General features: G+C 33.6%; 12 protein-coding genes. 9 read left to right on the forward strand and 3 right to left on the reverse strand.

What is annotated here, in order from left to right; genetic code table 11:
• Window positions 1-179: 179 nt before the first annotated feature.
• Entirely contained in the window at window positions 180-860 is a 681-nt protein-coding gene (locus tag FND99_RS19440; RefSeq protein WP_144339591.1) for a DUF4294 domain-containing protein, read from the reverse strand.
• Window positions 861-941: 81 nt separating this feature from the next.
• Between FND99_RS19440 and FND99_RS19445 the strand changes: the two genes are divergently transcribed.
• The 8 genes from FND99_RS19445 to FND99_RS19480 all read left to right on the forward strand — a co-directional run bounded on the left by FND99_RS19445 (window position 942) and on the right by FND99_RS19480 (window position 11,701).
• Entirely contained in the window at window positions 942-2,030 is a 1,089-nt protein-coding gene (locus FND99_RS19445; RefSeq protein WP_144339592.1) for a M42 family metallopeptidase, read from the forward strand.
• 62 nt (window positions 2,031-2,092) lie between these two features.
• Entirely contained in the window at window positions 2,093-2,773 is a 681-nt protein-coding gene (locus FND99_RS19450) for a response regulator transcription factor (RefSeq protein WP_144339593.1), read from the forward strand.
• Window positions 2,770-4,128: a HAMP domain-containing sensor histidine kinase gene (locus FND99_RS19455; RefSeq protein WP_144339594.1), complete on the forward strand. Its 1,359-nt coding sequence runs from the start codon at window positions 2,770-2,772 to the stop codon at window positions 4,126-4,128. Before FND99_RS19450 ends, FND99_RS19455 begins: the two co-directional genes overlap by 4 nt.
• Window positions 4,129-4,215: 87 nt before the next feature.
• Window positions 4,216-5,463 (forward strand): TolC family protein, encoded by a 1,248-nt coding sequence (locus FND99_RS19460; protein ID WP_144339595.1) that lies wholly within the window; start codon window positions 4,216-4,218, stop codon window positions 5,461-5,463.
• Window positions 5,464-5,475: 12 nt separating this feature from the next.
• The gene (locus FND99_RS19465) at window positions 5,476-6,561 is read left to right on the forward strand and encodes an efflux RND transporter periplasmic adaptor subunit (protein ID WP_144339596.1); all 1,086 of its coding nucleotides are present in this window, start codon (window positions 5,476-5,478) and stop codon (window positions 6,559-6,561) included.
• A gap of 4 nt (window positions 6,562-6,565) precedes the next feature.
• A complete protein-coding gene (locus FND99_RS19470; RefSeq protein ID WP_144339597.1) occupies window positions 6,566-7,831 on the forward strand; it encodes a carbohydrate porin in 1,266 nt (421 codons plus the stop codon).
• Window positions 7,832-7,892: 61 nt separating this feature from the next.
• Window positions 7,893-10,991: an efflux RND transporter permease subunit gene (locus tag FND99_RS19475; protein ID WP_144339598.1), complete on the forward strand. Its 3,099-nt coding sequence runs from the start codon at window positions 7,893-7,895 to the stop codon at window positions 10,989-10,991.
• A gap of 107 nt (window positions 10,992-11,098) precedes the next feature.
• Window positions 11,099-11,701, forward strand: a complete 603-nt coding sequence (locus FND99_RS19480; protein ID WP_144339599.1) for a DUF2238 domain-containing protein — start codon at window positions 11,099-11,101, stop codon at window positions 11,699-11,701.
• A gap of 92 nt (window positions 11,702-11,793) precedes the next feature.
• Here the strand turns inward: FND99_RS19480 and FND99_RS19485 are convergent, their stop codons facing one another.
• The gene (locus FND99_RS19485) at window positions 11,794-12,177 is read right to left on the reverse strand and encodes an ankyrin repeat domain-containing protein (RefSeq protein ID WP_144339600.1); all 384 of its coding nucleotides are present in this window, start codon (window positions 12,175-12,177) and stop codon (window positions 11,794-11,796) included.
• A gap of 370 nt (window positions 12,178-12,547) precedes the next feature.
• On the opposite strand from FND99_RS19485, the gene FND99_RS19490 reads away from it, so the two are divergent.
• Window positions 12,548-13,087 carry an SRPBCC family protein gene (locus FND99_RS19490; RefSeq protein ID WP_144339601.1) on the forward strand — a complete coding sequence of 180 codons (540 nt, stop codon included), beginning with the start codon at window positions 12,548-12,550 and terminating at the stop codon, window positions 13,085-13,087.
• Window positions 13,088-13,148: 61 nt separating this feature from the next.
• Here FND99_RS19490 and FND99_RS19495 read toward each other — a convergent pair whose 3' ends face one another.
• A complete protein-coding gene (locus FND99_RS19495) occupies window positions 13,149-14,099 on the reverse strand; it encodes a phosphoribosylaminoimidazolesuccinocarboxamide synthase (protein ID WP_144339602.1) in 951 nt (316 codons plus the stop codon).
• Window positions 14,100-14,157: the final 58 nt, after the last annotated feature.

The raw sequence follows: 14,157 nt of genomic DNA on the forward strand, positions 1-14,157 counted from the left end.
AGTACACCTATTATATATATGTATGGTTTCCGTTGCGCACAAGACGCACTGCTGTGCGCCTCTACGGAAAATTGGGATGCAAAAAATACTAATACATATATATGTATAAAAACAAACCCGACAGGTTTTTAAACTGTCGGGTTTGAGGATGTAGACGTATATATTATTATGTAATGATTTTATTTGTCGGCTGGGGCTTTTGCTTTTTCTTCCCATTTATTCATTAAATCATTATAATCAACTGGATTTGCTGCTTTCTGATTTACCAATCTGCCAGATTCAAAGGCACGCTGAAGAATGGTTTCAATTAAATAATCTTCATTTACCTCGTAGGGTTTGTATTCAGCCTTTAAACTTATATCAAATAAATTGGCTGTTGTATTTGAAACAAACGCTTTGAATCCGCTTTTTAAGGTTTTTATTAAATCATAAGTTGTAATTCCGGTTTGGCGATGAACCAGTTTTACCAGAATCTGGCCTTGTTTACGTGAAAGTTTTTTTAGTCGGTCTTCAAATTCATTGTTTAGATAGTCTTCAACGATTTTGAAGTATTTCTTTTTCTCGCGATTTGAATTCAAACGAGCCATTCCTTTATTTAATGCAGTCAATCGATCTGCAGCTAATTTTGCATACGGATAAACTTTATAAACTCTATTCTGAAGAATCAAGAACTGTTTCTGCGCTTCCGGATCAAGCTTTTCTTTAGTAATAATAATCTCTGGAAGTTCAATTGTATCATTAAGGATCGAATCCTTTTCGGTTAAAACATAGCCCATTTGCTGGTTTTCTTTCGGGGTAACCTGAGCATGGCTTGAAAATGAAAACAATATAAAGAATAAAAGAATACTGGTAAATCTCATCGAGTCATAATTTAAATGTAAAATTATATATTTATATACAACTCTAATACCAAATTTATAAATTAGCAAAAAAATATTTTTATGAGTTCAGATTCTATCTTAAAAGATACTTCAATTGCTTTCTTAGAAAGCTACCTAAATAACGCCTCTCCTACTGGATATGAAAGTGAAGGGCAAAAACTTTGGATGCAATATTTAAAACCATATGTTGATACTTTTATTACGGATACTTACGGAACAGCTGTTGGTGTTATAAATCCCGACGCGCCTTTTAAAGTTGTAATTGAAGGTCATGCTGATGAAATTTCATGGTACGTGAATTATATTACAGATGACGGATTAATATATGTAATAAGAAATGGAGGCTCTGATCATCAAATTGCACCTTCAAAAAGAGTCGATATTCATACCAAAAAAGGAATTGTAAAAGGTGTTTTTGGTTGGCCGGCGATTCATACTCGTATGCACGATAAGGAAGAGGCACCGAAATTAAGCAATATCTTTATTGATCTTGGATGTGAGACTAAAGAACAAGTTGAAGCTTTAGGTGTTCATGTAGGATGTGTTATTACCTATCCTGACGAATTCATGATTTTGAATGAAAATAAATTTGTGTGTCGTGCAATTGACAACAGAATGGGCGGATTTATGATTGCCGAAGTCGCTCGTTTATTGCACGAAAACAAAAAAACACTTCCGTTTGGATTGTATATTGTAAATTCTGTTCAGGAAGAAATTGGTCTGCGAGGTGCAGAAATGATTGCACAGACTATAAAACCAAACGTTGCAATTATTACCGATGTTTGCCACGATACAAACACACCGATGATTGACAAAAAAGTAGAGGGAGATCTTAAAATGGGTAAAGGTCCTGTAATTGCTTATTCACCAGCAGTTCAAAACAAACTTCGTGATTTAATTGTTGACACAGCTGAAGAAAATAAAATTCCGTTTCAGCGCAATGCTACTTCAAGCGCTACGGGAACAGATACCGATGCATTTGCTTATAGTAACGGCGGTGTTCCATCGGCATTGATTTCGCTTCCATTGCGTTATATGCATACGACCGTAGAAATGGTTCACAAAGAAGATGTTGAAAATGTGATTCAGCTGATTTATGAGACATTATTGAAAATTGAAAATAACGCATCTTTTTCTTATTTTAAATAAGAACTTATAAAACATAAATTAGGCTGTTTGTATAAATGGCCTAATTTATAAAACAACCCTATATGAAAATTTTATTGCTCGAAGACGATTTTACCTTATCTAAAGAAATCTCAGCATTCTTTACTTCGAAAGGCTTCGAGTGTGTTCCTTATTATGATGGATCATTATTATTAAAGAAGTATCTTCCCGAAGAATATGATTTAATTATTCTGGATATAAACGTTCCAGGCGCAAATGGTATTGATGTTTGCAAAGGTATTCGAGCAGTAGACAAAAAAACGCCAATCATTATGCTGACGGCTTTCAGCGAAATTGAAGACAAATTAGCTTCTTTTGATAATGGTGCCGATGATTATTTAGTAAAACCTTTTCATTTTGAAGAATTATTTGCTCGAATTTCCTCTTTATTAAGACGAAAAGAGATTCCGCAACAGTCCGAGAAAAAAATCATAATTGAAGATTTGGAAATTCTAGAAGAAGAAATGAAAGTATTTCGCTCTGGCGAAGAAATCAAACTTACTCCGAAAGAGTTTAAACTGATTATGATTCTGGCTCATGCAAAAGGAAAAGTGCTATCTAAACAATTTATAGCCGAAAAACTTTGGGATTATCATATTGAAACCAATCAAAATACAATTGAAGTTTATATTAATTTTCTTCGAAAAAAAATCGACAAAGATCACGAAACCAAACTTATTAGAACTAAAGTTGGTTATGGATATTATTTAAGCAATCAAGAATGACATTAAAAAACAGGATATCACTTTTAGTCAGTTTGCTGTTTACAATCCTTTTTGGATTGGCTTCGACTGTGATATTTGTTTTGTATTCTAATTTTAGAAAAGAAGAATTTCGAGATCGTCTGGAAATAAAAGCGCTTTCCAACATAAAACTTCTCGTAAATGTGAAAGAAGTCGATGATCAGCTTTTGAAAATTATCGATCAAAATTCCATTAATAAATTATATGACGAAAAGACTTTAGTATTCGATTCGCACTATAAACTCATTTACAGCAGTATTGATGATGCCAAAATAAATTGGTCGATTGAGGATTTAAAGTATCTTAAAAAGCATAAAACCTTTTTTAAGCAACAAGGAAATTATGAAGTTTATGGCGTTTTTTATGATACAAAAGACCGAGATTTTTACGCCTTAATATCGGCAAAGGATGATTATGGAAAACGAAAATTGCTTTTCCTTCGCTATACTTTAATAGTTTCATATATCTTTTTTACTTGTATTTGTTGGGTTTTAACATCATTTATGGTAAAAAAAGCGATGAATCCACTGAATGTATTTCATCAAAAAATTAAAAATATAAACGAGAACAATCTCGATACACGCGTAGAATCAAAAAGCAATAAAAACGAAATTGATTTGATTGCAAATGAGTTCAATTTTATGATGGACCGCATTGAGATTTCTTATCAAAAACAAAAAGAGTTTACAGCACACGCCTCTCACGAATTACGCACGCCATTATCGAGAATTACTTCTCAAATTGAAAATGTCGCTGCTGATCCTGCAACATCCGAAAAAGGAAAATCTTTTTTAAAAACGATTTTATCAGATGTCAATCAATTAACAGAATTAATCAACTCTCTTTTAATTCTTTCGAAAATTGACAATAAAAACCACGAGAACACTGAAGTTCAACGAATGGACGAAATCTTATTTTCGGCCATTGAAAATCTAAATAAAAGCTTTCCAGACTTTGTAATACTCTTTGAAATGGAGGAAAGCGAAAATCTAGATTCTGTTTTAGAGATAAAAGGAAACAAGAATCTTCTCGAAATTGCGCTTGGAAATATTTTAAAAAATGCTTGTGTTTATTCTGATGACAAACAGGCTAAAGTAAAATTAAATGAACACAACAATCATTTAGCAATTTCCATTTCTAACAACGGAAAAACATTGAGTGAAGAAGAACAAAAAAATCTTTTTCAACCCTTTATGCGTGGTCAAAATGCTAAAGGAAAAGCAGGTTTTGGACTAGGATTACGAATAGTTCAGCGCATACTCACACTACATAATTGCAGCATAACTTACAGTGTTCCAGAACAAAAAGTGAATTTATTTCAACTATTATTTCATTAATATTCTTTTTTAAGGTATTTTTAAGGTAGATTTTAAGGCATCTTAAAGTCTGTCAATAGCATATTTGTACAACTTAAAATTGATACAATGAAAAAAGTATATGCAATACTTCTGCTTGCGTTTTTGAATCAGGCAGCAATGGCTCAAAACTCCGTCACGCTTCAAGACTGTGAGAGCCAATTTCTTAAAAACAATCTCTTTTTGCTGGCCTCTCAATACAATATTGATGCTTCGAAAGCGCTGACAATTCAATCGAAAATTTGGGATAATCCAGCACTTACCGCAGAATTAAATGCTTATAATCCCGAAGGAAACAAATACTTTGACGTCGGGAAAGAAGGGCAAAAATCATTTGGCATCGAGCAATTAATTTATTTAGGCGGTAAAAAACGCAACGAAGTGAAATTGGCACAAACCAATGAGCAACTTGCGGAATTGCAGTTTAATGATCTATTGAGAACTTTAAAACTTCAATTGCGAAAAAGCTTTTACACCGTTTATTACAACACAAAAAGCCTTGAAACTACGGACCAGCAACTTGCACACATTGAAGATTTGATCAACTCCTACTCTGTTCAGGCGCAAAAAGGAAATGTTCCGTTAAAAGATGTTGTTCGTTTGCAATCATTGTATCTCAATTTTAAAAATGAACGAATGGAAGTTGTCAATGATAATATTGAAGAACAAGGAAATTTACGATTGCTTCTAAATTCAAAAGAAAATGTAGTTCCAGATGTTTCTAAAGACGAATTCAGCAAATATTTAAAAACTATGCCATTCGATCTAAAGTCTTTAGAAGATCAAGCTATTGCCAATCGACCAGATTATTTGGCCAAACAGAAAGAAATTGATGCAAATGAAATTAATGTAAAATGGCAAAAATCGCTTTCGATTCCAGATCTGACTTTAGGGGCAAATTATGATCAAAGAGGTGGCGCTTTTAATAAAGAAGCAAATGTATCACTTGGCATTCCGCTGCCGCTTTGGAACAAAAATAAAGGAAACATCAAGTATGCCCAAACTATTTTAGAACAGTCTAAAGTTGAAAAACAAAATTTTGACCTGCAACTGCAGACAGAAATTACTTCGGCTTGGAATAAATGGGAAGAATCACGAAAAAATTATTCGGTTATAAAACCTACTGTAAATGCTGACTTTGAAGCCGTTTACAACGGAATGTTGAACAATTTTCAAAAACGAAACGTCAGTTTATTAGAATTTACAGATTTCATGGAAAGCTATAATCAGGCGACCATTTTAGTCAATGAATTAAAGAAAAAACTAGCACTTTCAGGAGAAGAATTAAACAGCACAATCAATAAAGACTTATTCTAAAAATATACGAAGATGAAACATAAACTAATTATAGGAATTGCAATCGTGAGTTTATCACTGGCAAGCTGCAAAAAAGAAGTCGAAAATCCGCAGACAAACACCTCTTTTGCATTAAGCGATGCAATGTTAAAAACCACAACAACCGCTGTTGCACAAACAAAACCCGTAACAAATGAATTGAATTTTTACGGAAAAATTACAGCCGACAATAACAAAATGATTGATGTTTATCCGCTAGTTGGTGGAAATGTAATCAAAGTAAATGTTGAACTTGGAGATTATGTTCGTAAAGGACAAGTTTTAGCAACAATCAGAAGTACGGATATTGCCGATTTTGAAAAACAATCTCTTGACGCAAAAAGCGATTTATTGGTAGCAAAAAATAATCTGAAAGTTGCACAAGAATTATTTGACGGAAAATTAAATTCTGAAAGTGATGTGCTTCAGGCAAAATCGGAAGTAAATAAAGCGCAGTCGCAATTAAGCAAAATTCAGGAAACCTATAAAATCTACAATATCAAAGCCGGTTCAATTTATGAAGTTACTGCGCCAATTAGTGGTTTCATCATTCAAAAAAGCATTAATCAAGATATGCTTTTAAGAAACGACCGCTCTGAAAACATTTTTGATATTGCTGAAATAAGTGAAGTTTGGGCAATGGCCAACATCAACGAAATGGATATCAACAAAGTAAAACTAGGAATTGATGCTGATGTAACTACACTAAGTTATCCTGATAAAGTTTTTAAAGGAAAAGTTGATAAAATTTTCAACGTGATTGATCCAGAAACTAAAGCAATGCAAGCTAGAATTAAACTTAAAAATTCTGATTATCTGCTAAAACCAGATATGAACGCCAATATAAAATTATGTTTCAAAGAAAATAATTCGATGATTGCGATTCCAAGCGACGCCATTGTTTTTGACAAAAGCAAAAACTTTGTCATGATTTTTAAAGACAGACATAATATTGAAACCAGACAAGTTGATGTTTACAGAGTTGTTGGCAAAACTACTTATATCTCAAGTGGCTTAAAAGAAAATGAAAAAGTCATTACAAATAATCAGCTATTTATTTACCGTGCTTTAAACGATTAGGAAAATGGAAAAATCTGTAAAAATACTGGGGTTTGCAACGTTATTTGTTTCAACGCTTTCATTTTCTCAAGAAACAGATTCGATCCGAAAATATAGTCTGAAATTTCAAATGACGTCCATATATCAATATCATCCCGCTTTTCATGCTGATTATTCTGGTGAAAATAGTATGCATCCTGAAGATGAAGGCGCATTATCATTGACATCAACGCTATATCTCGATGTTCCGCTTTGGAAAGGAGCAACTGCAACTTTTAATCCAGAAATGTCTGGCGGAGAAGGATTATCACAAGCAAGAGGATTAGGAGGTTTTCCAAATGGGGAAACTTTCAGAATTGGTGATACAAAACCTGTTGTTTATGTGGCGCGAATGTTATTGGAGCAAAAATTTCAATTTAAAAACAATCAATCATTGCAATTGGTTTTTGGAAAATTTGGATTATCGGACTATTTCGACAATAGTCTTTATTCACACGATCCGAGAACGCAATTTTTAAACTGGTCGCTTATGACGTATGGAGCATGGGACTATGCCGCGAACACAAGAGGTTATACCGATGGATTGTACGTTAATTATCAGTTTGATACTTGGCAAGTTAGAGCTTCGTTAACCGCATTGCCAACTTATGCAAATGGTCCAAATGTTGAATTCAGCTTTGCCAATTCGAATGCGATAAACATTGAAGTGGAGAAAAAAATTGTCTTTAAAAATAATGATACCGGCAATATAAAATTATTAGGTTTTAGAAATGTCGCCGGAATGGGAAATTATGATGAAGCAAATACCAATTTTACAACAACTCCAGATATTCAAAGTACTAGGCAAGATGGCCGCACGAAATACGGAATTGGGTTAAATATGGATTATACACATAAAGATAATTGGGGACTTTTTGGGCGAATAAGCTATAATGACGGAAAAAACGAAACCTGGGCTTTTACAGAAATAGACCGATCGGCTCAATTGGGAATTCATTTGAATGGAAAGATGTGGAATCGGACAGATGATTTTGGAGGAATTGCTCTCGTCGCAAACGGACTATCAAATTCTCATAAAGAATATCAAAAACTTGGTGGAAACGGTTTTATGATTGGCGATGGAACTTTGAATTATGGCGTTGAGCAAATTGTTGAAGTATTTTATTCCTTTTTAGTTCCAAATACACACATCACATTATCCCCAGATTATCAATTTGCAATGAATCCGGCATATAATAAAGACCGAGGCCCAATACAGTTTTTTGCCTTGCGTTTTCATACCGAATTCTAATATTATAAAGAAAACGTCAGAAATAAAAAATAAAAATTCATCATAAAAAATACTTTTTAAAATGAACAAATTCATTAGAAATATAATCGCTTTTTCACTCAAGAACAAAGCATTCACCTTTTTTTGGGTCGGATTATTGGCAGTAGCAGGATTTATTTCCTTTAAAAACATGCCAATCGACGCTTTTCCAGACGTAACCAATACCCAAATTATTATCATCACGCAATGGAATGGTAAAAGTGCCGAAGAAGTAGAGCGTTTTGTAACCTCTCCTATTGAGATCTCAATGAACTCGGTACAAAAAAAGACAAGTGTTCGAAGTATTACCATGTTTGGATTATCTGTAATCAAAATTATTTTTGATGATGGTGTAGATGATACTTTTGCGCGTTTGCAGGTAAATAATTTATTAAAAAACGTCTCGCTTCCTGATGGGGTCGAACCTGACGTTCAGCCTCCATATGGACCTACGGGCGAAATTTTTAGATATATTGTAAAAAGCGATAGTCGCGACAGCCGAGAATTATTGACCTACCAAAACTGGGTAATTGACAAACAATTGCGTGCCGTTCCAGGCGTTGCCGATTTGAATGTATTTGGTGGTCAAACAAAAACCTACGAAGTTGGGGTTGATCCAATAAAATTGGCAAAATATAATATTACACCATTACAAGTTTACAATGCCGTTAATGGAGGAAATTTAAATGTTGGTGGTGATATTATTGAAAAAAATGGTCAAGCTTTTGTGGTTCGCGGTGTTGGACTTTTAAAATCGATTCCAGATATTGAAAATATTATTGTTGACGATGCCGGCGGAAACCCAATTTTGGTCAAAAATGTAGCTTCGGTTTATGAAAGTGCCATGCCAAGAGTTGGTCAAACCGGAATTGGAAAAAATGATGATGCTGTCGAAGGTATTATCGTAATGCGTAAAGGCGAAAATGCGCAAGAAACATTGGCCTTGATCAAAGATAAAATCAAAGATTTAAATGAAAATATTCTTCCAAAGGATATTAAAATAGAAACTTTTTACGATCGTGATAATTTGATGAATTTCACGACCGAAACCGTAATGCATAATTTATTTGAAGGAATAATTCTGGTTACTTGTGTCGTATTCCTTTTTATGGCCGATTGGAGAACGACATTTACTGTTTCAATCGTCATTCCGTTAGCGTTGTTATTTGCCTTTTTATGTCTGAAAATGATGGGAATGAGCGCCAACTTATTGAGTTTAGGAGCTGTCGATTTCGGAATTATTATTGATGGCGCCGTCGTTATGGTTGAAGGACTGTTTGTAGTCCTGGATCATCGAGCGCATCAATTGGGAATGACGGCATATAATAAAATTGCAAAAGGAAGCTTGATCAAAAAAACGGGAACAGAAATGGGTAAAGCTATTTTCTTTTCTAAATTAATCATCATTACTGCTTTATTGCCAATATTCTCGTTCCAAAAAGTAGAAGGAAAAATGTTCTCTCCTCTAGCCTACACTTTAGGTTTTGCCTTAATGGGAGCACTACTTTTTACTTTGACATTGGTTCCTGTTTTATCACACATTCTTCTAAATAAAAATGTGAAAGAAAAACACAATCCGTTTGTGAATTTCTGGGATCGAATTGTTGGTAAAGGTTTTGCATGGACATTTAAACATAAAGTACAAACTTTAATTGCTTCTGTTGGAATTTTAGCTGCGGTTTTCTTTTCAGCGACTTTTTTAGGAACAGAATTCCTTCCGCAATTAAACGAAGGCGCATTATGGGTAACGGCTGAATTACCAATGAGTTCTTCACTTCCAGAAAGCGTACAAACAGCAGCAATGATCAGAAAAGATCTTGAAAGTTTTCCTGAAGTGAAAAAAGTACTTTCGCAAACAGGACGAAGCAACGACGGAACAGATCCAAACGGATTTGGGTTTATTCAGCTTCAAGTGGATTTAAAACCAAAATCAGATTGGACGCGAAAAATCTCTATGGATGATTTGATTAACGAAATGGATGCGAAATTGAAAGTTCATCAAGGAATTACTTATAATTATTCACAGCCCGTTATTGATAACGTAGCCGAATCGGTTGCGGGATTTAAAGCATCAAATGCAGTGAAAATTTATGGAGATGATCTTGATAAATTGGATGAATTATCGAATGAAGTTTTAGACAAAATCAAAAATATTCCTGGAATTAAAGACGTCGGAATTCTTCGAAATGTTGGTCAGCCAGAAATTAGTGTGATTTTGGATAGAGAAAAAATGGCAGCTTATGGCGTAACTTTGAGCGATGCGCAGGCTGTTTTAGAATTGGCTTTTGGAGGAAAAACAGCAACTGAAAAATATGAAGATGAGAAAAAGTTTGATGTAAGAGTCCGTTTTTCAAAAGAATATCGAAAAGATGAAGAAGATTTGGCCGAACTAAAAGTTCCAACAATCAGTGGTGTTAAAATTCCTCTGAAAGAAATCTGCGATATTAAAACAATTACTGGACCTGCTTTTATTTACAGAGACAATACAAAACGTTTTATTGGTGTAAAATTCTCAGTTCGTGATCGCGATTTAGGAAGTACAATTGCCGAAGCACAGAAAAAAGTAGCCGAATTAAAAATGCCTTCTGGTTACACAACCGGCTGGACAGGAGAATTTGAAAATCAGGTTCGTGCCAGTGCGCGTCTGGCTCAAGTGGTGCCAATCAGTTTAATTGGAATATTTGTTTTGCTTTTCATTTTATTCGGAAATATCAAAGATTCATTGCTTGTTTTGGCGAATGTTCCATTTGCAGTTATTGGTGGAATTATTGCATTGCATATCACGGGAATGAATTTCGGAATTTCTGCGGGAGTTGGATTCATAGCCTTATTAGGAATTTGTATTCAAAATGGTGTTATATTAATTTCGGAATTCCATCATAATCTCCGAGCCAAATTCACTTTAGAAGAATCCATTTTCATGGGTGTAAAAGCCAGAACCAGAGCTGTAGTCATGACTGCATTAATGGCTTCAATAGGTTTAATGCCGGCCGCAATTTCGACAGGAATTGGTTCTGAGTCACAAAAACCACTTGCTATTGTAATTATTGGTGGTTTGGTAACTGCAACCATCCTTACGTTATTGGTTTTCCCGATTATTTTCTGGGTTTTCAATCGCAAGAAAAATATCCCAATAGAATAAAAAAATTGTAATTTTAGAAAAAAGCATCATTAATTTTAATGGTGCTTTTTTTGTTTTCGTTACACTTTAGTTTAATATCTTGCAGCACATCTTAAAAAAGACGATTTATGAAATACATCTATTTTCTAATTGCCATTTTTACAGTTTCCTTATTAGCTTCTATTATAAATTCGAAAGAAGGTTTCACGTGTTTCCTTGAAATTATCCCAGCAATTATAGGATTTTTAATCTTAGCATTCACTTTCAAAAAATTCCGCTTCACAAATTTTACTTACACATTGATTCTAATACATTGCATTATTCTATTTATTGGAGGTCATTATACATATGCTGAAGTTCCTTTCTTCGATTATATTAAAGAAATCTTTCATCAAAGTCGAAATAATTATGATAAACTAGGTCATTTTGCACAGGGTTTTGTTCCTGCAATGATTATTCGAGAATTGTTTATTCGCAAAGAAGTTATCAATAATAAAAGTTTTTTCAATTTTATTATTGTTAGTATTTGTTTGGCGATAAGCGCCACTTACGAATTTATAGAATGGTTTGTTTCGCTGGCAACCGGAGACGGCGGCGATGCTTTTCTGGGAACACAGGGATATGTTTGGGACACGCAATCAGATATGCTTTTTGCTACTATTGGCGCAATTTGTGCCTTGATTTTATTCTCCCGATTTCAAGATAAGAAGATTCAAGAAATCAATTTTTAAAATTTCTTGGCATTATAAAAATAAAAAACAGCCTTCTGCTCAAGGAAGGCCGTTAAATATACTAACTCTAACTCAAACTAGATTTAAAACTTTTATTTTAAATCTTTTAAAATTGCGATTGCTTCAGTCGCATTTGACAATTGTGCATATTTCAATGCTGTAAAACCTTGCTCGTTTTTATCTTCTGGACGCGCACCATTCTCTAATAAAACTTTAATGATCTCCACTTTATTGTATCGTGCTGCGATCATCAAAGGTGTCATGTCCTCAGATTGTTCGTTTACATTGGCTCCATAAGCAATAAATTTTTTCACTACTTCTAAATCTCCTTTGCTAACTGCTACGTGCAATGGTGCTGAGAAATTTCTAGAAACTTCAATTTTTGGATTTACTACTGATGCTGTGTGATTTGCTGCCATTGAAACATTGGCAAAAGCTACTAAAGCTACTCCTAAAATAATTACTGACTTTTTCATGTTGATTGATTGTTAAATTGATTGATTATTGATGATTTTAATTTCTATGTAAAGATAATTCAATTTTATGTATTATGTATTACAAAGTACCTTGTTTTAACCAATTATTAACATTCAATTAATATAAGCGCTGATAATCAAAGTGAAGGTTAATAATTTGCTTTCTTAATAGACGCTAAAAAACTCAATATGTTACAGTTTTAATCAAAAAAATGTAAAAAATCTTATAAAATTTTTTCATCTAAACCAAAGAACCTAGTAAACAAAGGCTTTTTAGTTCGCTCAAAATCAGATAAAAACAAAATTATAATATGATTTTACGTATATTTAGTAAACCAAAAAGAAAATAAAAACTTAAAAACAAAAAACTATGGGATTTATCAAGAAAATTTTGATTGCATTAATTCTAATTATTGCAATTGTTTTGATTGCAGCAGCCATTATGCCAAAAGATTATGCTGTAGAAAGAGAAATCACAATTAACAAACCAGTTGATTCGGTGTTTAATTACGTCCGATCTTTAAAAAACCAGAATGAATTCAGCGTTTGGGCTAAACTTGACCCGAAAATGAAATCGACTTTTACAGGAACTGATGGCCAAGTTGGATCAATTTCTGCTTGGGAAAGCGAAGTGAAAGAAGTGGGAAAAGGCGAACAGGAAATCACAAAAATCACAGAAGGAAAACGAATTGACTTTGATTTGCGTTTTAAAGAGCCAATGAATGACACAGCAGTAGGTTTTATGTCAACTGAAAGTGTTTCAGGAAATCAGACAAAAGTAAAATGGGGAATTAATGGTGTAATGCCTTACCCGATGAATATTATGCTTCCGATGATGAAAATGGATCAAATGATTGGTAATGATCTACAAAAAGGATTGGAAAACTTAAAAGCAAAAATGGAAAATTAAATAAAAATGGCCGACTATAAACTAGTCGGCCATTTTCTATTGGTTAAAAGAAACCTTTATATTATTTAGTAAGGTATTGCAATACGTTTTTTTCAATACGCTGATCAATATTTTCAATATCAGCTTTTACGAATTTTTCTCCTAAAATATTCTCATACAATTCAATATATCTTTCAGAAACTGATTCAATATATTCATCAGACATATCTGGAATTTGTTGTCCTTCCTGACCTTGAAAACCGTTTTCGATCAACCAGCGGCGTACAAATTCTTTTGACAATTGTTTTTGCTCCTCGCCTTTTGCTTGTCTTTCTGCATAACCATCAGCATAAAAATAACGAGATGAATCTGGTGTGTGGATTTCGTCAATCAAAACAATAACGCCATCTTTTGTTTTTCCAAATTCATATTTAGTATCTACTAAAATTAACCCGCGAGAAGCTGCAATTTCAGTTCCTCTTTGAAATAGAGCACGAGTATATTTTTCTAAAATCAAATAATCTTCTTCAGAAACAATTCCTTTTGATAAAATAGCTTCACGAGAAATATCTTCATCATGAGAACCATTATCAGCTTTTGTAGTTGGCGTAATAATTGGTTCAGGAAATTTATCGTTTTCCTTTAGACCTTCGGCCATTGTAACACCACAAATTTGTCTTCTTCCAGCTGCATACTCACGTGCCGCATGACCAGAAACATAACCTCGAATTACCATTTCAACTTTAAAAGGCTCACATAAATGTCCAACAGCAACGTTTGGATCTGGAGTAGCAATCAACCAATTCGGAACAATATCTTGAGTCAATTCCATAAATTTTGTCGCAATCTGATTCAGAATTTGTCCTTTGTACGGAATTCCTTTTGGTAAAACCACATCAAAAGCAGAAAGTCTGTCTGTTGCTACCATCACCAAAAGTTCGTCGTTGATATTGTAAACTTCTCTAACTTTTCCGCGGTAAACTGATTTCTGATTCGGAAAATTAAAATTTGTAGTTGTAATTGTATTGCTCATTATATGTAGTTGTGTTGTTGTTTTACGAATGCAAATTTAGATATTTTTTTTTTAGTGT

The sequence above is a fragment of the Flavobacterium daemonense genome (assembly GCF_007341385.1).
GTDB classification, from domain to species: Bacteria; Bacteroidota; Bacteroidia; order Flavobacteriales; family Flavobacteriaceae; genus Flavobacterium; species Flavobacterium daemonense.